The organism is Paenibacillus vulneris, from assembly GCF_039543185.1.
GTDB lineage: Bacteria > Bacillota > Bacilli > Paenibacillales > NBRC-103111 > Paenibacillus_S > Paenibacillus_S vulneris.
On record NZ_BAABJG010000003.1, the window covers coordinates 566,183 to 590,617 of the forward strand.

General features: G+C 51.9%; 19 protein-coding genes. 15 read left to right on the forward strand and 4 right to left on the reverse strand.

All coding sequences use genetic code 11. The features are described 5' to 3' along the window. Positions 1–135 precede the first annotated feature (135 nt). Positions 136–903, forward strand: a complete 768-nt coding sequence (locus tag ABEA66_RS03950) for a pirin family protein (protein WP_345586222.1) — start codon at positions 136–138, stop codon at positions 901–903. 112 nt (positions 904–1,015) lie between these two features. Here the strand turns inward: ABEA66_RS03950 and ABEA66_RS03955 are convergent, their stop codons facing one another. From ABEA66_RS03955 to ABEA66_RS03965, 3 genes are all read right to left on the reverse strand, one after another. Then, the gene (locus ABEA66_RS03955; protein ID WP_345586224.1) at positions 1,016–2,596 is read right to left on the reverse strand and encodes an S-layer homology domain-containing protein; all 1,581 of its coding nucleotides are present in this window, start codon (positions 2,594–2,596) and stop codon (positions 1,016–1,018) included. Between the two features lie 287 nt (positions 2,597–2,883). Continuing rightward, entirely contained in the window at positions 2,884–2,985 is a 102-nt protein-coding gene (locus ABEA66_RS03960; RefSeq protein WP_225948327.1) for a sporulation protein YjcZ, read from the reverse strand. 143 nt (positions 2,986–3,128) lie between these two features. After that, positions 3,129–4,301, reverse strand: a complete 1,173-nt coding sequence (locus tag ABEA66_RS03965) for an MFS transporter (protein WP_345586345.1) — start codon at positions 4,299–4,301, stop codon at positions 3,129–3,131. A 375-nt stretch (positions 4,302–4,676) separates the two neighbouring features. Between ABEA66_RS03965 and ABEA66_RS03970 the strand changes: the two genes are divergently transcribed. The 5 genes from ABEA66_RS03970 to ABEA66_RS03990 all read left to right on the forward strand — a co-directional run bounded on the left by ABEA66_RS03970 (position 4,677) and on the right by ABEA66_RS03990 (position 9,882). Next, entirely contained in the window at positions 4,677–5,099 is a 423-nt protein-coding gene (locus tag ABEA66_RS03970; protein ID WP_079909656.1) for a hypothetical protein, read from the forward strand. A gap of 38 nt (positions 5,100–5,137) precedes the next feature. Beyond that, on the forward strand, positions 5,138–6,295 hold the full coding sequence (locus ABEA66_RS03975) for a transglutaminase domain-containing protein (protein WP_345586235.1): 1,158 nt from the start codon (positions 5,138–5,140) through the stop codon (positions 6,293–6,295). 167 nt (positions 6,296–6,462) lie between these two features. Beyond that, positions 6,463–7,176 carry an HAD-IA family hydrolase gene (locus tag ABEA66_RS03980; RefSeq protein ID WP_345586238.1) on the forward strand — a complete coding sequence of 238 codons (714 nt, stop codon included), beginning with the start codon at positions 6,463–6,465 and terminating at the stop codon, positions 7,174–7,176. Positions 7,177–7,197: 21 nt separating this feature from the next. Further along, positions 7,198–9,240, forward strand: a complete 2,043-nt coding sequence (locus tag ABEA66_RS03985; RefSeq protein WP_079909658.1) for a peptidoglycan D,D-transpeptidase FtsI family protein — start codon at positions 7,198–7,200, stop codon at positions 9,238–9,240. Between the two features lie 102 nt (positions 9,241–9,342). Then, positions 9,343–9,882: a hemerythrin domain-containing protein gene (locus tag ABEA66_RS03990; protein WP_192703694.1), complete on the forward strand. Its 540-nt coding sequence runs from the start codon at positions 9,343–9,345 to the stop codon at positions 9,880–9,882. Between the two features lie 340 nt (positions 9,883–10,222). Here ABEA66_RS03990 and ABEA66_RS03995 read toward each other — a convergent pair whose 3' ends face one another. Continuing rightward, positions 10,223–11,455, reverse strand: coding sequence for an aminopeptidase (locus ABEA66_RS03995; protein WP_345586241.1), 1,233 nt, complete (start codon positions 11,453–11,455; stop codon positions 10,223–10,225). 291 nt (positions 11,456–11,746) lie between these two features. Here ABEA66_RS03995 and ABEA66_RS04000 point away from each other — a divergent pair, with 291 nt between their 5' ends. From ABEA66_RS04000 to ABEA66_RS04040, 9 genes are all read left to right on the forward strand, one after another. After that, positions 11,747–12,667, forward strand: a complete 921-nt coding sequence (locus tag ABEA66_RS04000; RefSeq protein ID WP_079910139.1) for a metal ABC transporter solute-binding protein, Zn/Mn family — start codon at positions 11,747–11,749, stop codon at positions 12,665–12,667. Positions 12,668–12,697: 30 nt separating this feature from the next. Beyond that, the gene (locus ABEA66_RS04005) at positions 12,698–13,465 is read left to right on the forward strand and encodes a metal ABC transporter ATP-binding protein (protein ID WP_345586243.1); all 768 of its coding nucleotides are present in this window, start codon (positions 12,698–12,700) and stop codon (positions 13,463–13,465) included. 6 nt (positions 13,466–13,471) lie between these two features. Next, positions 13,472–14,437: a metal ABC transporter permease gene (locus ABEA66_RS04010; protein ID WP_079909662.1), complete on the forward strand. Its 966-nt coding sequence runs from the start codon at positions 13,472–13,474 to the stop codon at positions 14,435–14,437. Further along, positions 14,434–15,318, forward strand: coding sequence for a metal ABC transporter permease (locus ABEA66_RS04015; RefSeq protein WP_079909663.1), 885 nt, complete (start codon positions 14,434–14,436; stop codon positions 15,316–15,318). Before ABEA66_RS04010 ends, ABEA66_RS04015 begins: the two co-directional genes overlap by 4 nt. A 283-nt stretch (positions 15,319–15,601) precedes the next feature. Further along, the gene (gene asnB / locus ABEA66_RS04020; protein WP_345586248.1) at positions 15,602–17,479 is read left to right on the forward strand and encodes an asparagine synthase (glutamine-hydrolyzing); all 1,878 of its coding nucleotides are present in this window, start codon (positions 15,602–15,604) and stop codon (positions 17,477–17,479) included. A gap of 14 nt (positions 17,480–17,493) precedes the next feature. After that, a complete protein-coding gene (locus ABEA66_RS04025; protein ID WP_079909666.1) occupies positions 17,494–18,231 on the forward strand; it encodes a Cof-type HAD-IIB family hydrolase in 738 nt (245 codons plus the stop codon). A 35-nt stretch (positions 18,232–18,266) separates the two neighbouring features. Further along, on the forward strand, positions 18,267–18,752 hold the full coding sequence (locus ABEA66_RS04030; RefSeq protein ID WP_079910140.1) for a DUF456 domain-containing protein: 486 nt from the start codon (positions 18,267–18,269) through the stop codon (positions 18,750–18,752). Between the two features lie 30 nt (positions 18,753–18,782). Further along, positions 18,783–20,459, forward strand: a complete 1,677-nt coding sequence (locus ABEA66_RS04035; protein ID WP_345586252.1) for a putative polysaccharide biosynthesis protein — start codon at positions 18,783–18,785, stop codon at positions 20,457–20,459. Positions 20,460–20,753: 294 nt separating this feature from the next. Further along, on the forward strand, positions 20,754–24,431 hold the full coding sequence (locus tag ABEA66_RS04040) for a response regulator (protein WP_345586254.1): 3,678 nt from the start codon (positions 20,754–20,756) through the stop codon (positions 24,429–24,431). Positions 24,432–24,435: the final 4 nt, after the last annotated feature.

Sequence of the window (24,435 nt, forward strand, 5' to 3'; positions counted from 1 at the left end):
GAGGGTTCGGCAAGGGCTTGCGCCGGAGAAGGATTGACGAGAGAAGAGGTAACACTTATAATGTAATTAGCAACTATAAAATAGTAAGTTTATTACTCGACATGTTGTGGTTAGTCTGAATAGGAGGGGTTATTAATGAAGCTGACGATTTATCCACCGGCTAAGCAGGCAAAGGGAGCGTTTGACGGAGGGAAGATTACGGAGCTGAAGCCTATCGGGTTTCCGGGGGAAGGCTCGGCTGTAAAGCGAATCGGTCCGTTATTTTACTGGGCATGGGCGCATGCGCCGGAAGAAGGGTATATCCCGATGCACCCCCATCAGGCTTTTGAAATTATTACGTACATGATTCATGGTCATGCTGAGCATTCCGACTCATTAGGTACACAGAGCCGAGTGGCAGCCGGAGGGGCGCAAGTCATGCAGACCGGGTCGGGGGTTTCCCATAGCGAACGGTTTATCGGTCCTGATTCGGAAGGGTTTCAGATCTGGTTCGAGCCTTATATTAAGGAAGCTTTGCTGCGTACGCCGACTTATCATCAATATGATCACGAGCATTTCCCGGCTGCCGTATCGGATGGGGTAACCGTCAAAACGGTGATAGGTGAGGGGGCTCCTGTTCAGCTGGTTGCCGATGCGTGTATGTGGGACGTAGAGCTTGCCACGGGTAAAGCCTACTCTCATACTCTCTCTGCAGGACGCACGCTGGCAGCGCTGGCGGTTCGCGGCGATGGGGAGTGGACCGGGGCAGGGGAACCGGCGGCATTTCACCATAGAGACTTTTCGGTGCTGGAAGCCGATTCCGGACATGCGTCCGAGGTTACGGTGAAGACAGAAGCAGGATTGCGTCTGCTGTTGATTGAAGTACCCGGCAATGTGGATTACCCGTTGTACCAAAAGAGATGAGCAGATGTATCCGAATGTAAACATTCCTCAGCGGAAATAAAAGGACGGCCTGACATTGTGTCAGGCCGTCTTATTTCATAGAGAAGAAATGGAGAGTGGAGAAAACTGGTGCCTAGTTAATGAAATTCGCTTTCCTCAGCAAGCGTTTCAGCATTGCAGCAGATTGTGCGCGAGTAGCTTGTTTCGTAGGAGCAATAGTCGTATCGGTCATGCCGTCTACGATGCCCGCCTCGATAGCTTCGGCCATTTCCTGCTGAGCCCAAACGATTTGGTTCGAGTCGCTGAATTTAGCGAGCAGCTGTGCTTGACGATCCGAGGATACGTCCGGTTTAGCGCCTGCATAAGCCAGTGCGCGTACTACCATAGCAGCCAGCTCTTCGCGGTTGATAGGCTGGTTCGGTCTGAAGGTGTTGTCTTCGTAGCCATCAATGATTTTAGCATTAACAGCTGTTGCAACGACACTGGAGAACCAGTCTGTGGAAGCTACGTCCTTGAAGGAGCTTGCTCCTGTGTTTTGGTCAAGACCCAATGCGCGAACGACCAATGCTGCGAATTCTGCGCGGGTGATGCTGCGTTCAGGCTCGAAAGTCGTGTCAGTAACACCGTCAATGACGAGCTTGTTAGCAAGTAAATCGATGTAGGATTGTGCCCAATGGCCTTTGCTATCTGCAAAGCTTTTATTCAATTCAATAACAGTATAAATGCTGTTGCTGTTGCGTTTGATTGTAGCTACGCTGCTGTCTTCCGAAGAAGAGAACAAAGCAGGCACGAAGCTGAGCTTTTTGCTGGTTGGATCGAATACAACGGCAGTTGCTTTGGAAGAATCAACTGCTTTTGCAAGTGAAATCGTACGGCTGATGTAGTTGCTGCCCAGGTCGATTGCTTGGGATTTATCATCTTGGCCGACGGCTTCCAGAGTAAAGTCGACGGAATCGCTTGCTACAGTAGCGCCTAATGCAGCTGCAGCCGCTTTAATGTCGCTTACGTTCGTGTCGCTTGCCGCTTTGATTCCCACTTTGATGAACATGTCGTCCGTCGTAATGGAAAGCTTGCTTGCAAGGTCACTCAAATTCAGTACATAAATAGGAAGCGTATAAGTTCCTTTGCTGCCGGTGATTTTCAGCGCTTTATTCTTGTCGCCTACAAAATCAACTAGAGCTTTGGCTGGAATGAGGGCAATGTCGCCGCTCAATACCAATTCAACAACGTCGTTGTTAGTCAGCGCGGTTTTCAACGTATTAGCGTCGATAGATCCATCGGAAGGAACGCTGATGCTCGGTCCGGATGGAATATATCCGCCGCCACCACCGCCGCCGTGGCTACCACTGCCGCTTCCGCTGCTGCCGGTCGTGTTATAAACCGTATGATAGACGGAATCCGTTACTTTTTCCAGCAGGTTCAAATATTGATAATAAGGAACGTTGGACAAAGAGAAATTGTAAGTGTACACACCCTCATATACGCTATATGTAGCGGAGTTGGCAGTACCTACATAGGTTCCGTTCGGGTCATACAGGTACACCTGCGCATTCACGCTGTATACATCGGAATAGACCGAACCGGAAACGGTGCCGTTGCGGTAAGTCACGTCTTTAAAACCGGTTGCCGCAAAAGCTAGAACGGGCAGTAATGCCGAGATGAGCATCATCAATACGGTTACTTGCGCCGTCTTTTTAAAGACAGCTGGCTTCATGAATGGTTCACTCCTATCTTTACCTGAAAAATGGTTTGAATGGCCGGTAGGCTCCTGCATCGAATACTTTCACCTCCTCCTTGCGAATTCTCAATTACAAACGTTCGAAAGCATTTCTTCTTTTGGGGTGGTCCCCGTGTGGAAATTTAATCCATGTGGAATATTCCCTCCCCTTAAGCTGAAACACATGCTCGATCCTAACCTTGCTTTACCCCGCTTTAATGACAATGAAACAAAAAAGAAAAAACCGTCCTTATCGGACGGTTGGTATGCCATGTTACTTAAAATTAATAAAAGCAGCCTCTCAGAACGATGACCAAAAGAATGAAAAGGACCAGGATTACAGCTGTGGAAGTCCAGATGCCTCCTACTTCACCGACTCCTCCCATTGAATTCACCCCCTCAATCTGAAAAGTACTCTCCTGACATGATTTATAGTATGTAGGAGAGGGGGGAAGGTCTGTGCGTTGACCCATTTACGGCAAATTATGTGGGTGCGTATTAGGCGGTAAATGTAGTGGAGAGATGATTATCAGGCCTCGACAGGTTTGAACGTCTTGAGGGGGAGCAGACAGAGAGCGAGCATCAGGCAGAGGAACGCCATAAAGAACGGGGAAGTATGGCTTCTCCAATGTCCGGCAACAATGGGTCCTATAAAAGCTCCGATAGAATAGGAAATCGATAAAAATGAAAAAATGCGGCCGTACCGCTTGGCGCTTGAAAGAGCAGCCAGCAAGGAAGCGATGGATGGATATATGACTCCTTTGGCCATGCCGATCATGAATAAAGAGACATGAAGGGGAATCGGCCAATTCACGGACATGCCGAAAAAGATAAAGGCCAATGCAAGGCTCCCCATGCTGGTTCGCAGAAAAGGCGAGATCCGGTTAATAAACAGCATGCTGAGCGTTACCAGCGCTCCAAGGCTGACTAGAGAAAACAAAATTCCCGAAGTCAGAATCGATTGGCTCGCTTCCTTCATAAGCGGAAGCTCGAAAAATAAAATCCCTTGTGAACAGGAGAGTGCGAGAGGAATGCCAAAAAACAGCCAAGGGACCCCTTGCTTCCCGATGTCCTGAACGGATGGGTCTGCGTTTTCCGTTGAGGCCGGAAGAGCTTCGTGTCCATGTATGGATGCGGCCAGGGAAGTTTCCCGATAGGCCGGTTCTTTAACGCCGAATATCGCCAATACCCCGGTAATAATAAGAAGCCACCCGAGAAGGTTGAACGATTGGACAAAGCCCAGCTTGGCTACCAGATAAGCGCCTGCAGCCGGACTCAGCACGGAGGCCATCGTATGAACGAAGCCGTTGCCTGCCATCAGCTTGCTCTGCTGCACCTTATCCTTGGCGATTTTGGCGAGCATAGATAGGCAAGCAGGCGACAGGAAGGCCAGTACGAAGCCGCTGACCGATCGGATGTAGAGCAGCTGCCACGGATCGGTAACACGGGATTGAACTAATAGCAGGATACCTGCTACAATCAGGCTAAACACAATAAACCGTTTGCTGCCATACTTATCGACACCGTAGCCTGCCAGCAGGTTTCCGGGAAGATGAGTAATGGAATACACACCTAATATAAGTCCAATGAAGGATGGGACGGCACCGAGAGAAATAGCGAACGGCGACAAGATGGGGTATTGTGCATGGAGATCGAAAAAGGCGACAAACATAAACAAATACAGCCATATTGCGGTTTTCAACATCTTCACCTCGTATCTCATGTTTGTGAATCGGTTCAACGGAATGCCTTATCATTACTTGTACGTGACGAGCCTTAGGGTTAGTACCATTATTTTGCAACCCTTTGCGCCGGCGTACGTACAATTCATCGATACGCGTGTTTCGTGATCAAGAAAGGCGGCTTACAGTGGATCCGGTTATTCTTATGTTGCTAGCACTTATCGTCCTCATCGCTTTATTGCGATTGCGATCCACCTACCGCAAGGCAAGACGGGCGGACAAGTCGGAGCATATCCAACAAAGGCTTGCGGAGCTAAGGCGCCGTAGAGAAGAAGACAATCAGTAAGGGCAATCAGGGGAACAAAAAAAGGTTACGCTTAGAGGAGAGATGGAAGTTGGATTTTTTAATGTCGTTTTTGCAGGATCGTTGGTTTATTATTGTCGGCGCGATCATCGTTTTGTTTTTGGTTATTAAAATTGTAAAAACCGTCGTGAAATGGATTATCGTACTGGCTGTACTTGCGGGGCTGTTCTACTACGGAGCAGATTATAAGGATCAATTGATGGAGATGGGAACCGCAGTGACGGCGGAGGCGAAGAATCAAGCCTTGAAGGCGATTTCCGGGGAAATGAAGGACGCACAGTACAAGCAGAACCCGGACGGTACCTTTACCGTAACGACAAAAAGCTTGAAGCTCGAAGGCAATCCGGAATCCAATGAGGTTAAGGTTACCTTCATGAATCAGACCTTCACCATGAAAATGGATGATGTCATTAACGCGCTTATCGAACAAGCCAAGAAAAATACGAAGATTTAACCCTGCAGCTTGCAGCGGAATACAAGTGAGGTGAGAATGTGACGGATTGGATCGGCGTTATCGGATCGACCAACTGGATAACCCTGCTATTAGCGGCCACGTTACTAGTTTCCGTTATCCAAGGGATGTTTCGCGGAGCCTCCTCCTCTGCACGCCATTTGATGCTGATGGTAGCTGAGGCCGTCGCCGTCGTTGTTAGTGTGCTTCTTGCCTGGCGGATAGCTTCCTGGCTGTCGCCGAAGGTGCAGGCATGGCTAATCTCGCTTCAGTTGGTCATTCCTGCAACGGATATAGGCTTCTTCCAGCAGCTGTATTATACATTTATGACAAGTGTGAGGGATTTTACGCTGCTGCGTTACGGCGTACTGTTCGTCCTTGGGTATATGCTGCTGAAGCAGCTGCTGTATCGGATCATCGATCCCGTCATGGACGGCTGGGTCGCCGAGACATTAAGACATGATGCGCGTCGCCGGGGCGGGGGGCCTACCTTGATCAGCAGCATTCTTGGCGGGGTTATCGGCTGCGTGACCGGGCTTGGCCGCTCGCTGCTTATTATAGCCGTGCTGTTCATCGCTGCCACATTATTTCCACAGACACCGGCGGCCAACTACATCCAGGCTTCGGACTTATATCAAAAAGGTGCCAACGAGATCATTCGTCCGGTAACCGGGGATTTTCTCGCAAGCCGGCTGCCTGTGTTTACCAGAGCGGTCGAACAGGAATTCGATAATATCCTGCAGCGCAAGTATGAGGTGCTGGATGCCAAAATTCCCAATAATATCGCTGAGGCTGCCAAAGAGATTACAGCCAAAGCCGGGACGGACGAGGAAAAGGCTCGTCTGCTGTACCGCTATGTAGGGACGCGGATTCAGTATGATTGGGATAAAGTCAACCTGTATGAGCAGCAGAGGATTTGGAAGGAGCAAACGCCGGAAGAAACCTTTGCGACGAAGAAAGGCGTATGTATCGATTTTTCCCGCTTGTATGCGGTAATGGCCCGTTCCGCCGGTCTTGATGTGAAGGTAGTGACGGGGCTTGGCTATGACGGGCGCGGCGGATATGGTCCTCATGCCTGGAATGAAGTCTATTTGTCGGAGAGCAAGAAATGGGTGCCGCTGGACTCGACCTGGGTCGCCAGCGGAGGCAATTGGTTTAACCCGCCGAATTTTAATGAAACGCACATTCGTGAAGCTTAGCTTAAGAAGGCCGGACCTCTCCGATGCGTATGGGGGAGTGCCGGCTTTTTCTCTTTCGGGCAAAGTATGATAAACTAGAGAGGATTCGCATTTTTGGCGGAATATTGTCGAAAATAAGCGTTTTTATGGATGTTCTTGGGAGAAATACGGCAAAGGAGTACATTCGGATGTTACCAAAACCAATAGAAGCGTATAAAGCCGTCTTTTTTGACGTAGGGGATACGCTGATGACGATACCGGCATCAAGAATTATTATGCAGCAATTTCTGGCAAGCCGTTCCCTTCATCGGGGGGAGGAGCAGGTGGGGGATCTGTTCACCGAAGCGTTCCGGCTGTTTTACTACGGGAAGCAGCTGGATCCTTTTGAAGCATGCACGCCGGAATCGGACCGGGCTTTCTGGATGAAGATTTATCACTACATATTGGAAAAGCTCGGCGTTCATGAGGAAGATTGGACCGAGGACCAGATTCACGAATGCTGCCACGGACTTTATGATTTATTCACAGGACCGGAGCCATACCAATTGTTCGAGGATGTCCAGGAAAGCATTGCTGCGCTGAAGGATCGGGGATTACGCCTGGGTATTATTTCCAACTTCGCTGCAACGCTGCCCGATATTCTGGAGCATAAAGGCATTTTGCATCATTTTGACCCTGTTATTGTGTCCACACTGGTCGGCTTGGAGAAGCCGGACCCGGCCATATTCCACCTGGCACTGGAGCGTTCCGGCTTATCGGCGGCCGATGTGCTCTATGTAGGGGATCATGATTTGAACGATATTTGGGCGCCGAATCAGGCGGGTATCGATGCTGTCAAAATCAAACGTTACGATTATCACTCGGGCATTGGCATTCATTCATTACGTGAGCTGCTCGGGTAATAGTAAAGGAGCTGTCACATCATGAGAAAGTCCATGTCGACGGATGATCCGCAAAAGCATGAAACGAACAAGCGGCGTCATTTTACCGTTCGGATTAATTTATTGTTCTTCTGTACGTTCTTTTTATTTTCCGTCCTTATTGTCAGACTCGCTATTCTTCAATTCGTAGAGGGCAAGCAGCTGAAGGCTGCAGAGGCCCAGACGACCAAGCGGGATACGCCGATCGCCCCGATACGCGGCAACATCTTCGATAGCAACGGGAATCCTCTGGCTTACACCAGCTCCACGCAGTCGCTCTATTTTCGGATGGAATCCGACCAGAAGAAGGATGAGGTTATTGCCTTGGCCAAAAGGCTGGAGGAATTGTTCAAGCAGTTCGGCGATCCTGCCAAGGCTCCTTTGACGGCGGCGGATATTATTAAAGCGATGGACGTCGGGTATGATCTGGACAAAAATTCCACCACAGCCCCAAGCTACTCCTTCGTTCCGCGGCGGATTAAATCGGGCTTGACGGACAAGGAGATCGCTTTTTTGCTGGAGCATCGGGACGAGCTGAAATGGCTCGAGGTTATGGAGGAAAGTGTCCGGAACTATGATCCTTCGCAAATCGCGGTTCAGCTTGTCGGGTACATGAGGCCGTTTTCTCAGGCAAGAGAGCCTAAGAACGGACTTGATTTCTATAAAAATAAAAACAATACCGAGGGATACCTGGATACAGAGGATGTCGGGTATGACGGTATCGAGCTGATGTATCAGGAGGAATTGCGCGGGAAGAACGGGATGAAAACCTATCCTGTCAACGCGTCCCAAAAAATCATCGGAAAGGTCTCTATTGAACCGCCTAAGAAAGGCAACAATCTGATCTTGACGATTAATAAAGATATTCAGCAGGTCGCCCAAAAGGCGATTATGGACCAATTGGCTTATGCGAAGTCCGCTACAGCCCGCGCCTCGCATTACGGCTATGCGCCTAATGCCAGGGCCGGCTATGCCGTCGCTATGGAAGTCGACACAGGGCGGGTCGTGACTATGGCCAGCATGCCGGATTATTATCCCGGCGTATGGAGCGGAGGGCTGTCCTCGGAGGAATACCGCCGCATCCAGCCTTTTATTAACAACGGCACCATAACGACCGCTTATCCGGATTATCCGGAAAACGAATTGAAAAATCACCCGACCTCCATCGTTTATGTCGGTTCCATCATTAAGCCGCTGTCCGTGCTGATAGGGTTAAACGAAGGATTGTTTGGAGTGAACACGACCTATAACGATACAGGGGAGTTCACCTACGGTAAAGATAACAACGCCAAGCTGACCAACTCGGACCGTGCGGCTTACGGACCGATTAATGCAGCGGACGCCATCTGGCATTCGTCGAATACGTTCATGTCGGCAATGATCGGTAATCCGCTGTACATGCGCAGCGGCCAAAAGGCCGTCGACATTTGGGAGTCCTACTTGAACAAGTTCGGACTCGGCGTCCTGACGGGCAGCGGATTGCCGCGAGAATCGGCGGGGATCAGCGAATTCAAGACGAATACGAAGGAGACGCTGCAATCCCGGATGGTCTACGCATCCTGGGGCCAGAACGAGAAATATACGACGCTCCAGATGGCGCAGTACGCAGCAACGCTCGCCAACCGCGGCAAAAAAATGAAGCCGCTCCTGGTCGACAAAATCGAAACCTACGACTTCCAGCCGGTTAAGGAAATGAAGCCGGAGGTGCTGGAGGAAACGACGTTCCCTAATGCATACTGGGATTCGATTACCAGGGGGATGCTTAAGGTTAATGTGCAGGGCTTCGAGGGCTTCCCTTATTCGGTGGCCCGCAAAACGGGTACGTCCACCCAATCGGTCGGCGGCAAAATGATCGACAATGCGGTCTTTATAGCCTATGCGCCTGCCGAAAAGCCGAAGCTTGCCGTAGCGGTCGTCGTACCGGAGGGCGGCTTCGGGGCGTGGAACGCGGCTCCGATTGCGCGCAAAATTTTCGATGCTTACGATCAAGCTTACGGTCTGGACGGTGTGCCTAAAGGCAAGCAATCGGAAACTCCCAAGCCGTAAGCTCTCATCTAAAAAAGTGTTAGAAGTCGCACATACAACCAAGGGGTAGCGTAGTAATCTGTAAAGAACAGATCATTACTATCCTTGGAGGTGCGAAGAACCATGAACATGCACGACAAGCCGGAGGCTGCGTCGGTAACCGCTCATCCTAACGGGCTTTACGAGCTGGTGGACCGTTTGAAGCTGGAGCATGCCGAGTTAATGCAGGTGCTGCTGAAAATGAAAGAGCAGTCGATCCAAGCCGAGCAGGAAGCCGACAAGGGCAAGGCAAGGGGAACGCTGGTGCATTTGAGGCTGTGGGCGATGGCTTTTCAGGAGGAGCTGGACCGCCATTCCAAATGGGAGGAAGAGGTGCTCTACCCATTCTTGAATGTCTATTTCCATAAGCAGAACAAGCCGACGATCGTACCTTCCTTATGGATGCTGGAGAAAGACCATGAGCGGGCGATGGATCATTTGAGCTCGTTCTTCAGAGCCGTTCACGCGCTCAAGCCGGATTCGGACGCGATGCAGATCAAACGCGCCGGAGCTTATTTGACCCAGGCTTGTCGTATCCTTATCGATCATCTGGAGAAGGAAGAGGAGTTTGTTTTTCCTTTGACGGAGCGGGTACTCACCGATATCGATTATTTATTTTCATGAGCCCTATAAAGTGAGGGGCGAATCTGAACCTGGCATTTTGCGGGTAAACCCAAAATGTATTCACTCTATATTATTAAAAAAAGGGGCGCTTTTTTAGCGCTCCCGTGTTGTTTAGAAACCTGTTTTGCGAGAACTATGCTATATGGAGGTGGGGGATGCCTCGGAAGAGTTTACGTCCGCCTTTGAAACCCGTGAAAATACCGCTCAACATGATCACCTTTCACGGGTTTCAACAGCGGCTGGAGGGGCATATCCCACTGGAGTAGATTGTCATAGTTTAATTTCTACGGGTTTCTAAACAGACAAGGGGGCGCTAGCAGCGCCCCCTTTTTCACTCGTTTCAAAATGCCCAATTCCCCTTACGGAACACAGGCTCCTCCTTGCCGTCTGCCGTGACTCCGAAAATATCCATCTCACCGGAGCCGATCATGAAATCGACATGGGCCATGCTCGTGTTGAGTCCCCGTTCCTTCAACTGCTCTTGGGACAGGCCTTTGCCGCCTTCGAGACAAAACGCGTAGGCGCTGCCGATGGCCAGGTGATTCGAAGCATTCTCATCAAACAGCGTGTTGTAATACAAAATGTTAGATTGCGAGATCGGGGATTGATGAGGGACAAGCGCAACCTCGCCCAAATAATGCGAGCCCTCGTCCATCTCGATCAGCCCTTTCAGTGTGTCGAGGCCTTGCTCCGCCGTTGCGTCGACGATGCGGCCGTTCTCGAAAGTAAGGGTGAAGCCGTCGATGATATTGCCTCCGTAGCTAAGCGGCTTGGTGCTGGACACCTTGCCGTTTACTCCCGTGGCAAGCGGGGCAGTAAATACTTCCTCGGTAGGCAGGTTGGCGACGAAGGCATTTCCTTGCTCGTTAATGCTGTCTGCCGCTACCCAGATGTGGCCTTCCGGCAGCTCGATCGTCAGGTCTGTGCCCGGCGCCACGTAGTGCAGCTTTTTATATTTTTTCGCATTCAGGTAGTCGGATTTTTCGTTCAAGGTACGAATGTGGGTTTCCCATGCGGCTACAGGATCAGCCTGATCGACGCGAACGGTTTTGAAAATAGCCTCCCACAGCTTGCCGAGCTGCTCGTCCTCCGGCACGTTCGGGAACACTTTGGCCGCCCAAGCCTTGGACGGAGCTGCAACGACGCACCAGCTGAATTTATCCGACTGCATGTATTGGCGGTATTTGGCCATGGCCTTACCGTACGTCTTCTGATGATTGACAATCCGTTCCTGAGGCACGCCCTTCAGCAGATCGGGATCGGATGAAACCAAGCTGATGACCGCGAAGCCTTTCTCCGCAAGCTCCAGCATTTCCCCCGCATACCATTTGGGCTCCTCGAGGAAAGAAGCGTCCGGAGCCAAATCATACCGAAGACGGGCGACCGTATCGTCGGACCAGTTCACTTTGACCTGATAAGCGCCGGCTTCATAAGCCTTCTTGACAAGCAGGCGAACCAGCTCCGCCGCGTCGATAGCCGCGTTAATGGCCAAGATTTGCCCTTTTTGAATGTTGACGCCAATGTTTACAATGATGTCGGCATATTGATTCAACTGCTGTTCGAAATTTGCCATCAGAGGCCTCCTGTTAAAAAATGTTTTCTTTTATCTTATCAAAAATAATGCTAGAACTCCAAGCTCCATGATAAAGACAGGGTTAACAAAAAAGAAGGAAATTATTGCAAGAAAAATGTTGCACTGCGGAAACAATCTTGTATATAATAAACTAAAGTTGCATTAAGGAAACAAAAATAACAAAAGGAAACATTTGAGGCTTGGGCAAAAAAAGTGACTTTAAACAAACATGCAGGGGAGTTGGGAAATGTGAGAACCAGAAGCATCGTGTCGTCATGGAAAAGATTTATTATGACCATCATGTTTTTATCCTTAGCCGGCGTACTAGCGGCATGCGGCGCTCAGGGGAAAGGGCAGAGCAAGAATGAGACGGAAGGCAAGCTCCGAATTACGACAACGATTGGTATGATTTCCGATGTGGTGAGACAGGTCGGAGGAGAGCGTGTGGAAGTGACGGGCTTGATGAAATCCGGTGTGGATCCGCATCTTTACAAGGCGTCCCAAGGCGATGTGAAGAAGCTGGAGCAGGCGCAGATGATTTTCTATAACGGGCTGCATCTTGAAGGGAAAATGGTGGACATTTTCGAGAAAATGGCGAAGGATAAGCCGACAGTCGCCGTATCCAGGAATATTCCCGAAGCGCAGCTGAGAGGATGGGAAGGGGGCGAGGCCTCCCATGACCCGCATATATGGTTCAATGTCAGGCACTGGATCTCAGCTGCGGAAGTGATCCGGGATGAACTGAGCAAATTCGATTCCGCCCATGCGGAGGCCTACAAAAGCAATGCAGACGCATATATCAAGCAGCTGAAGGAGCTGGATGAGTACGCAATGACGCAGATCGGTTCCATTCCCGAGGACCAGAGAGTGCTCATTACGGCTCATGATGCTTTCGGTTATTTCGGGGATGCCTATCACATCAAGGTGATGGGACTGCAGGGGATCAGCACGGCGTCCGAATACGGCTCGAAGGATGTAAGCGATCTTCGTGAATTTCTGGTCAGCCGCAAGATTAAAGCGGTATTCGTGGAATCGAGCGTACCGAAGAAGTCGATCGAGGCCGTCATTGAAGGTGCCAAGAAGCAGGGACATGAGGTAACAATCGGGGGGGAATTGTTCTCCGATGCGATGGGAGAAGACGGGACGCCGGAAGGAACCTACATCGGGATGGTCCGCCACAATGTCGACACAATAGTGAAGGCGTTGAAATAACGAATGAGGACGGATAGGAGTGATGAGCAAATGAAGCATACCGAAACTCCATTGAACATTGAACAGTTGACCGTTGCCTATCAGAAAAAGCCGGTGCTCCGTAAGATTTCCTTCTCTATACCGGAAGGTAAATTGATCGGAATTGTAGGACCGAACGGAGCGGGCAAATCCACGCTCATTAAAGCGGCGCTAGGCTTAATTCCGAAGGTTACCGGAGAGGTGACCATCTACGGGAAACGATATATGGAGCAGCGCAAGCTGGTGGGCTATGTGCCGCAGAGGGAATCGGTTGATTGGGATTTTCCGACAAGCGCTTTGGACGTGGTGATGATGGGACGCTACGGGCATTTGGGATGGTTCCGGCGGCCGGGCGCCAAAGAACGGCAAATTGCGATGGAATGCCTGGAGAAGGTCGGCATGGCCGATTTTGCGGGCAGGCAGATCAGCCAGCTGTCCGGCGGCCAGCAGCAGCGCATATTCCTGGCCCGGGCGCTCGCGCAGGATGCACGGCTGTATTTCATGGATGAGCCGTTCGTCGGTGTCGACGCAGCTACGGAGAAGGCTATCATCACCCTGCTGAACGAGCTCAAAAAGCAAGGGAAAACCGTGCTGGTCGTGCACCATGACCTTGCAACCGTGAAGGAATATTTTGATTGGGTCATGCTGCTTAATGTAAAGCTGATGGGCATCGGGCCGACCAAGGATATTTTTACCAAAGGGAATTTGCAGGAAACCTACGGCGGCCGGTTGGCGCTGCTAGAACGGGACGACGAGTCGCTTATCGTCCGTGCGAGGTGAGAAGAAATGGGCAGAAACTGGCTGGAGCTTTTATCCGATCCGAATACGCAGTGGATTTTGCTCGGAAGCATCCTGCTCGGCTTGAGCAGCGGGGTATTGGGCAGCTTCGCTTACCTGCGGAAGCAGAGTCTGATGGGGGATGCGCTGGCCCATGCGGCGCTGCCGGGTGTGTGCATTGCTTTCATGCTGACCGGCTCCAAATCGATCGTATTTTTCCTCATTGGGGCTGCAGTTTCCGGCTTGATCGCCACCTTTGGCGTCGGCTTCGTCACAAGAAATTCCCGTATCAAGCAGGACTCGGCACTGGGGATCGTTTTGTCGGTGTTCTTCGGGCTCGGTATTGTCCTGTTAACGCAAATCCAGCACGGCGGCAGCGGCAATCAGAGCGGACTGGATAAGTTTTTGTTCGGTCAGGCGGCTTCCATGATTCACAAGGATGTCGTTATTATGACGGCAGTTGCGGGAGTGCTGGTGGCGGTGTGCGCCTTGCTCTTCAAAGAGTTCAAGCTGCTCAGCTTCGATGCCGGGTTTGCCAAAGGGTTAGGCTATCCCGTCGCTTTTCTGGAGCAATTCATGATGTTTCTGATCGTTGTGGCGGTGGTTGTCGGCATCCAGTCCGTCGGTGTCGTGCTGATGTCGGCACTGCTGATCACGCCGGCGGTAACGGCACGGTATTGGACCGAGCGGCTTGGGGTGATGGTCGTGCTCTCCGGCTTCTTCGGGGCCGTCAGCGGGTTTGCCGGCACGCTCATCAGCTCGACGGCCAACAATATGCCGACAGGGCCTCTCAGCGTTCTGGCGGCCACTGCCCTTTTCGTTGTATCGGTATTAATAGCGCCGAAACGGGGGGTGCTTTCCAAGGTGCTCCAGCGGCTTTCAGTCCGAAGAGCGGTCTTGGAGGAGAAGGCCGTGGCTTCCGGAGGATTAGATAGGGCAGCGTTCGAGGCGGGAAAGGAGGGCAGAGGGGCATGAACGATTTTTGGATTATCGTTACAGCGGCTCTTGTGGCCTGCTCCTGCAGCTTATTGGGCTGCTTTCTGGTGCTAAGACGAATGGCGATGGTTGGCGATGCGATAAGTCATTCCGTACTGCCGGGTATCGTGATTGCATTTTTGATCAGCGGCTCACGCGATTCGTTATTCATGATGCTCGGCGCGTCCGTACTGGGGCTGATCACCGTGTTTCTCATTCAATTGTTTCAGCAGGGCGGGGTCCAGTCGGATGCGTCGATAGGCGTTGTATTCACAGCCCTGTTCTCGATTGGGGTTGTGCTGGTAAGCCTGTATACACGCCAGGTGGACCTGGATTTGGACTGCGTGCTGTACGGTGAAATCATTCGCGTTCCCTGGGATACGTTAACGGTTGCCGGTGTGGATATCGGACCGAAGGCCGTATGGGTGCTAAGTCTGGTGCTGCTGCTGAGCGGCGCTGTAATCGGGCTGTTGTATAAGCAATTTAAGCTATGCTCGTTCGATCCGGCGATGGCAGCGGCGGTAGGCATCCCGGTTGCGCTGTTCCATTATTTGCTAATGGGCCTTGTTTCGGTAACGACGGTCGCATCGTTTGAGAGTGTCGGAGCCATTCTGGTCGTCGGGATGCTCGTAGTTCCGGCGGCGACTGCTTACCTCCTGACCGAACGGCTCGGTGTCATGATCGTCTACAGCATGCTGGCAGGCATTATTAGCGCCGTTGCGGGCTATTATGTCTCCATGCTGCTGGATGCTTCCATCGCCGGCTGCATGATTACCGTAGCAGGAGCCATGTTCGTGCTGGCCCTGCTGTTCTCTCCGTCTCACGGAGTCGTATGGCGCAAGCTGAAGCAGCGGCGGAATAGGCTCGAGACCGCCGCGTGATCCCATAGTGCATTACCGGCAGCTTCATCCTGGTTTGCTTCCGATATACATTGCGCACAGCTTACGAACGTGTGCAAGGTGCTATTGTGTCTTTTATTATCAGCAAAAAGCCTTCCGGTTGGAGGGCTTTTTATTTACTCCCTTCGGCCGATTCTTTTGTCCAATATCAAAAAAAAGACGGATTTTAGGTTCCATTTCCTGAACTCGCTGCGAATATGGTATACTAGACTATCGAATTATTTCGAACCGTTACTGTACGGACGTTTGAGGAGGAAGCAATACGATGTGCGGGATTACCGGAGCTATGTATTTTGATGATAGAGAGCCGTCTCAGGCTATGCTGAAAGCGATGACCGACGTGATCATCCATCGCGGACCGAATGATGTCGGCTTCTGGAGCGAGAACCGGATTGGGTTAGGCTTTAGAAGGCTGTCCATCATAGACATCCGCGAAGGCCATCAACCGATGGCCAACGAAGACGACACGGTGTGGATCGTGTTCAACGGAGAGATTTACAACTACAAATATTTGCGGCACACCCTGCAGGAAAGAGGCCATCAGTTCAAGACCCATTCGGATACTGAGGTCATCGTACATATGTATGAAGAGTACGGAGAGGACTGCGTCAAGCAGTTGCGGGGGATGTTCGGCTTCGTAATCTGGGATCGCCGCAAAAAGCTGTTGTTCGGGGCGCGCGATCAATTCGGCATTAAGCCTTTTTATTATTACAAGGATCGCAAGCGGTTTTTGTTCGGATCGGAAATCAAGAGTCTGCTGGCGGCTGACGGGATGGATCGCACGATTCATACGGAGAGCCTGCTGAACTATTTGACATTCCAATACGTGCCTGAGCCGGATACGATGTTCAGAGGAATTCATAAGCTTCCTCCGGGTCATTCCGTCACCGTGAGCTACGATGGGGATATGAAAATCCAGCGTTACTGGGATCCGATGTTCGAGCCTGTGGAACGCCCGTTTGAGGAGTACGTGGAGCAGATCCGCGAAGGGCTGAAGGATTCGGTCATCCATCATATGCAGAGCGACGTGGAGCGCGGGTGCTTCTTGTCCAGCGGTATCGATTCCACGGCAATTGCTACCCATATGCGCAACATTGAACCGATCCGTACGTTCTCCGTAGGCTTTGAAGGGCCTAACAACGAGACCGAGATTGCCCGCCAAACGGCATCGGCGCTCGATACGGAGCATTATGCCAAAATCATTACGCAAAAAGATTTCTTCGATACGCTGCCCAAGGCCGTATGGCATCAGGACGAGCCGGTAGCCGACCCGTCGGCCATTGCGCTCTACCATGTGGCCCAGCTTGCCCGTGAGCACGTAACGGTCGTACTGTCGGGTGAAGGAGCCGACGAGCTGTTCGGCGGCTATCGCATTTACCGGGAGCCGCAGGCGCTGCAGCCTGTCGAACGCCTGCCGCATGCTTTGAAGCGGATGCTGCATGCTTTGGCACGGCTTCTACCTAACGGAACGTACGGCAAAAACTATATTTTACGCGGAACGACACCTTTGGAGGAGCGGTTTATCGGTAACGCCAAAATTTTCACGGAAGAGATGAAGGCGGAAGTCGTCAGAATCGACCGTGAGATGCTGGGCAGCTATACGAACCCGCTGCAAATCGCGAAGAAATTTTATGATAAGACCCGCCATCTGGATCCGGTTACGCGGATGCAATACATCGACATGAATCTGTGGCTGCCGGGAGATATTCTGATGAAGGCGGATAAAATGACGATGGCTCATTCCCTGGAGCTGCGCGTACCGTTTCTGGACGTTGAGCTGTACGAGGTGGCGCGCAAAATTCCGGCCCGTTACCGCATCGCTGAAGGAACAACGAAATATATATTCCGTAAGGCTATGGAAGGGATTATTCCGGACTTTATCCTGAACCGTCCGAAGCTCGGCTTCCCGGTTCCGCTCCGTGATTGGGTGAAGGGCAATCAGGGCAAAGTGATGATGGAACAGATCGCAGCGAGCGGCATCGAGGATTACATCAACATGGATACCGTTCGTCAGATGCTCGTCAAGCATCAGAACGGCCAGGGAGACTATGCCCGCCGTCTATGGACCATCTATATGTTTGCCTTGTGGCATGTCACTTACATGGAAGAACTGCCTAGACCAACGCTTGCGGAAGCACTATAGAGAGGAGCAGCTTCATGAGTAATTACAAGCTGATTGCTTTGGATATGGACGGAACGTTCCTGATGGAGGATAAGACGGTGTCCGCCGAGAACCGAAAGGCCGTCAAAGCCGCATCCGAAGCCGGGGTTACGGTCATGTTCGCTACTGGCCGCGGAATTCCTAACGTACTTCCATACGTGGAGGATTTGAAGCTGCAGTCCCCAATCGTTGCCGTCAACGGCAGCGAGGTATGGTCTGCCCCCGGCGAGCTGCACAGCCGTACCATGTTCAACCCCGAGCTCATCATCCAAATGCGCGATATTGCTCTGAAATACGATACGTGGTACTGGGCTTATTCCGTTAATGGCCTGTTTAACAAAGATCGCTGGACTGAGAAGGTGTGGGATGAGCAGTGGCTCAAATTCGGGTATTATTATGAGGATGAGCCTGTCTTGAACGCAATACGCGAGAAGATGATCGAGTGGGGAGAGATGGAGGTTACGAACTCCCACCCTTGCAACATCGAACTGAATCCTAAAGGAATCAGCAAGGCAAGCGGCCTGAGACAGGTATGCGGGATGCTCGGCATCGAAATGTCCCAGGTGATTGCGATGGGTGACAGCCTGAACGACATCTCCATGATTCGTGAAGCCGGTCTGGGAGTAGCCATGGGCAACGCCCAGGATGCAGTGAAGAGCGAAGCCGACGTCGTAACCGTATCGAATGAGGAGCACGGCGTAGCACGGATTATAGAACAATATATTTTATCCTGACCTTGAACTAAGGGGGATATCGAGAGGTGTCGGCCATGGTTATAGCAGCCTGGATTATTGTCATTGCGTTGTTTGCCGTCGGGATGGCCGGTGCCGTTTATCCGGTGCTCCCGGGGGCACTGGCGATTTATGCGGCATTTTTCATCTACGGATGGATGGTGGACTTCGGTCCGTTTGGTTTTTGGTTCTGGCTTATCCAGACTACGATTGTCATCGTGCTGATGGTGGCCGATTATTTGGTCAGCGCACTGGGGGTCAAGAAGTTCGGTGGCACGAGAGCGTCTGTTATCGGCAGTACGGTCGGGCTGCTGCTCGGCCCTTTTGTCATTCCGGTAGCTGGCCTGATTATCGGTCCTTTCCTGGGTGCATTTATCGGGGAGATGATTGTAGGGACCGAATGGAAGCAAGCAATCAGGGCAAGTATCGGAGCTTTGGTCGGCTTCTTCTCCGGCCTGGTCGTCAAAGTAATCCTGCAGCTGATAATGATCATCGTGTTCATCATTTGGGTTTTGAATTATTAGCAATCAGTTTTTTTGGGAAGAGGGAAGGTTTTGGCAAAGGATTCGCTAGTTAAAGGTACGTTGATATTGACATTAGCGGCGCTGGTCGCCCGCGCCTTGGGCGTGGTGCAGAGGATTCCGCTGATTTTACTGCTGGGCGATATCGGGATGGCGGCTTACGGAATCGCTTTTAACCTGTACTCGATGCTTCTTGTTGTCGCGACGGCCGGGATTCCGAGCGCGCTTAGCAAAATGATCTCGGAGCGTACGGCGCTAGGACTGCATGCGGAAGCGAACCGTGTATACCGTGCCGCATTGTGGTTTGCAGCGGCCGCAGGCGTCATTATGACCTTATTCCTGTATATTATTGCGCCTTATTATGCTGAAAGCATTATTAACCCGCAGGCGCTGCTCCCTATTCAGGCTCTGGCCCCGGCACTGCTCTTGTTCCCGCTGATAGCGATTATGAGAGGGTATTTTCAAGGCCGCAGGATGATGATGCCTAACGGGCTCTCGCAAATTATCGAGCAGATATTCCGCGTCATCACCTCGGTCGTGCTGGCTTATATTTTGCTTGGTCACAGCGTGGAGTGGGCGGTGGCCGGAGCTTCGTTCGGCGGAGTGATCGGCAGCGTCGCGGCAGCGGCTGTCATGGTCTACTACGCCCTGCGCCTCCGCCGAAGCGATGCCGCTGAGCGGGTGGCTGCGACGGCGGCTGCGGATCAAGCCAAGGAAGGCGTTACGCGCAGCACGCTTTCCTTCAAGACGATTTACAGCCAAATGTTCAAGCTTTCGATTCCTATCGTTATCTTTTCGATGACGGTGACACTCATTTACACGATCGATTCCTCGATAGTGACCCTCCTGCTCAAAGACCAGGTGGGAGAGGAGAGCGCGCGGGAAATTCTCGGGATTCTGGTCGGCAGGGCGCAGTCGTTGGCCGGTATTCCGATCATCCTGGCCGTTGCCCTCAGTCAATCGGTCGTACCTATCATTTCGTCGGCTTATTCGCAAAAGGATATGAACCAGGTATCCGATCAGACAGGGAAAGTGCTGCAGCTGTCTATCTTGAGCGGTCTTCCTATGGTGCTTGTCATCTGCTTGGCGGCGGCACCGATCAATGCCTTTATATTCGGCATTCCAAAGGACTCCGCAATCGTTGAAACCTATGCGGCTCCTATCATCATTGTGCTGACCGTCAGCGCCATTTTCCAGATCGTGATGCAAACCTCCGGTGCCGTGCTCATGGGCATGGGCAAGATGCGCGCGCTGATGCTGCACGTGGTTGCGGGCATCGCGGTGAAGCTGATTGCTAGCTTCGTTCTGGCGCCGTCCTTGGGCATCTACGGTATCATAGCCGCGACCTGTCTATGCTTTGTCATCATGACATGGCTCAACTTGCGTGTTCTTCGTAAGGAAGTGAACTTCCGGGTGCTGGGAGCCAAGCGCTGGGCCGGATTGAGCGTGACGACGGCTGTCATGGTCGTAGTCGGAATCGGTCTGGATTGGCTGACGCAGAGCTATGTAGTTCCATTCGGAAATCCGCGGTGGAACGCCTGTATTCAAACCATCATTATTTGCGCCATAGTAGGGGGAGCTTATCCTCTATTGCTATTTGCGACCCGAACCGTCGGCTTGTCGGATCTGCAGCATATGCCGCGGCCGCTTCAGAAGCTGGTCGGGCGTGTTGCTCCCGGACTTCTTCAAAAGGCCAAGCAGCATGGATAATTGAATCTTAGAAGATTGCACGCTAGCAGCGTGCCCGTCTTGAATTACATCATAAGAATAACCGCCGGGACAAGCTGAGAAGACTGGGTACCGGCGGTTTTTTTTGCCGTCTGGGGGCTCCCGGCAAGGTACCTGAATCAGCTTCAAAGCTTAAGCCCCGCTGTGCGGTGTTATGTTGGATGCAATGTCCTTGAAGGCTTATAATGCCTTTCCAGAGGTTCCCGGCTATGCTTTGAAATATGCTATACTGATTAGAATGGCAATCATTCGCATCTTTTTTAAGGGGTTAGTTGTATGCTGAAGAACAGAAAATGGAACATCAGTTCTAAAATCGCCTTAGGCTATGTTTTAATTTTTTTGTGTATGGCCGCTTCGATTTTTTTCCTCATAAACCGGATTGATGATTTGCAAAAAGAAATTCATTTTATAGCCGACCATGATATTGAAGTCCATAATCTGGCGAATCAAATCGAGAAAAATGTACTGGATATGGAAACCGGGCAAAGGGGATACGTCATTACGGGGGACAGCAGCTACCTGGAGCCATACAACGATGGCAAAAGGAATTGGCAGCAGGGCTACAGCCAGCTGTACGAACGGATCTCGGACAACCCGGCGCAGCAAAAAAATCTGGAAGCCATCAAGAGCAACATTGAAGCATGGATGGCAGCCTCCGGTGACAGGCTGATACCGCTGCGCAAGGATAACAATATGGAGGAGATCCTCCGGTATTACAGGGACGATAAAGGCAAGAGATATATGGACCAGATGCGCTCTCAATGGGAGCATTTCCGCAGTGTGGAGAAGCAGCTGACGGATGAGCGTGTCGCCGACCTGGAGTCCAAAAACCGGGAGCTGCAATACGAATTGTATATTCTGATGGCGCTGGCACTCCTTCTCTCGATTGTTGGAACGTGGATGATTTCCCACTCTGTCGTCCGAACGATTCGGCAGGTGGTTACAGCCATCAGGCAAATTGCTTCCTCGGATAAAAATTTGGGCGCCCGGATCGAAGTCCGGACAAGAGATGAAATCCGCGAGCTTGCGGAAGCGACCAACTTGCTGCTCGATAACGTTCAAAAGCAGGACTGGCTGAAATCAAGCATTGCCGAAATCGCGGAAATGAGTCAGGGCATTAATCACATCGAGGAGCTGGCACGATCGTTCATGACCAAGCTGGCAGTCGTTACGAACGCTTCGCACGGGTCATTTTATATTCGCAGAGGGCAGGACGGACAGCAGCAGTTCGTTCGGATGGCTTCCTACGCAGGGGTCGGCTCGTCGGCAGGAAAGTCTGTCATCCCGATGGGTGAAGGACTTGTGGGACAGGCAGCGGTCGAGAACCGGATTCTGCTGCTGCAGGATATTCCGGAATCCTATATTCAGATTACGTCCGGACTTGGCGGTGCCGCTCCGAGAAGCTTGCTGGTTACGCCGGTAGCTTATGAAGGCCGGGTTGAGACCGTATTTGAGCTGGCCTCCTTCGAGCCGTTCAGCGAGCTTCATCTGGAGCTGCTGGAGCAGGTGCGCGCCTCCTTCGGAACGGTGGTCAACAGCGTGCTGGGGCGGATGGAAATTGCCCGCTTATTACTAGAATCCCAGACGTTTGCAGAGGAGCTGCAGACGCAGTCCGAGGAGCTGCAAGCTCAATCGGAGGAGCTGCTGAGTCAGCAGGAGGAGATGAAGGCTTCCAACGAATCATTGAAGCGATCCGAAGAACGTCTGCAGCGGCAGCAGGATGAGCTGGAGAAGGTCAATGTGGAATTGTCCAAACGCACCTCCCAGCTGGAGGCGCAGGTCCGTTTCTCCGAAGAGGTCAACATGGAGATCGAACGGCAGAAGGAAGCCTTGCAGAAGCGGACGGAGGAATTGACGACGATGTCCAAATACAAGTCCGAATTTTTGGCTAACATGTCGCACGAGCTGCGAACTCCGCTGAACAGCATGCTGATTCTGTCCCAGTTCCTTGCGGAAAACAAGGAAGGCAATTTGAGCGACAAGCAGGTGGAATTTGCGCATACGATTCATGCATCCGGAAGCGACCTGCTGCGCTTGATTGATGAAATTCTCGACTTGTCCAAGGTAGAAGCCGGGAAGCTCGAGCTGAATGTCGACCTGACGGTAGTCGAAGATATAGCGGGCATGCTTCACCGTAATTTTCAGCCTCTTGCCATGAAGAAGGGGCTGCGATTCCGGGTCGAGACAGATTTCCAGGTTCCGCCTTACTTCTATACGGACAGTCACCGGCTCATGCAGATTTTGAAAAACTTCTTGTCGAACGCCTTCAAGTTTACACCGCAGGGCGAGGTTTCCCTTCGCATTTACCCGTCGGAATTTGCCTTCACCGAGGCTCCGGGAATTGTCGGCCAGAAGGCCGTTGCATTCGCGGTTACAGACAGCGGGATAGGGATTCCTAAGGACAAGCAGGAGCTGATCTTCGAAGCGTTTCAACAGGTAGACGGGACGACAAGCCGTAAATTCGGCGGGACCGGACTCGGTCTTACCATCAGCCGTGAGCTCGCGCAGCTGCTCGGCGGAGATATCCGCGTCGAAAGCGAAAGCGGGCAGGGCAGCACGTTTACGCTCTACATTCCGGCGAAGATGGAGCTGGATGGCGCGCCATCCTTGAATGAATCGATGAGGGAAGCTGCAGCTGCGGTGGAAACAGCGGCTTCAGAGCCGGCTAGACCTGCGGTTCCCCATATTAGCGATATCGTCATCCCTCAAGTGGCATTGTCGGATCCGGGGCTTCTCCTGCCGGGTGAGGTAGAGGATGACAGGGAGGCCATCGAGACTGGCGATAAGGTCATGCTGATCATCGAGGATGATGTTCCGTTCGCCAAATGTATCCTGGATATGGCCCGATCCCGCGGCTTTAAGGGCTTGGTCGCAACACAGGGCGACAAAGGCTTGGCGCTGGCCAACAAATATAAGCCGCATATGATTATGCTCGATATTCATCTGCCGGTCATGGACGGCTGGACCGTTCTGGACCTCCTTAAGCAAAATCCGGAAACCCGCCATATTCCGGTTCATGTGCTGTCCGTAGTGGACGAGCCGCAGCAAAGCCTGGTATCCGGGGCGATGGCCTATATGAAAAAGCCGGTCAGCAAGGACATGCTGGAGCAGGCCTTCAACCATATGGAAGAGCAATTGAACCGGGTTCCGAAGCGCTTGCTTATCGTTGAGGACAACGTGCCGCTTCGCGACGGCCTGGTCGAGCTGATTGCCCATGACGATGTAGCCATTACGGCCGTAGGCTATGGGGAAGAGGCGCTGCGTGAGCTTCATGCCGGGCATTTTGACTGCATGGTGCTCGATCTGGAGCTGGCCGACATGTCCGGCTTCGAGCTGCTGGACCGGATTCGCCATATAGACCGGCTGCGCACGCTGCCGATTATTATTTTTACCGGCAGAGATTTGGATATGAAGCAGGAGAGAGAGCTGCGCAAATATGCGGAGAGCATTATTGTCAAAAATGTAAAGTCGCAGGAGCGGCTCTATGCGGAAACGGCGCTATACCTGCACAGGGTGGAATCCCAGCTTCCAGAGGAACGAAGAAAGCTTCTGCATAAGCTCAACAATGCGGAGGATGTGTTCGCCGGCAAGCATATTATGCTGGTGGAGGACGATATTCGCAACGTATTCGCGCTCAGCAATGTCTTGGAGGAGCATAAGCTGAAGATAACCTATGCCGAGAACGGGCGGGAAGCGCTGAATCTGCTGGAGCAAAACCCGGACATCGATCTGGTGCTGATGGACATCATGATGCCGGAGATGGACGGCTACGAAGCCATGAAGCGTATCCGCAGCAATCCGAGGCACGAGCAGCTGCCGGTCATCGCCCTCACGGCCAAGGCCATGAAGGAGGACAGGCAAAAATGCATAGAAGCCGGAGCTTCCGATTATATATGCAAGCCTATTAATACAGACAAGCTGCTTTCGATGCTGAAGGTGTGGTTATATAAGTAAGGAG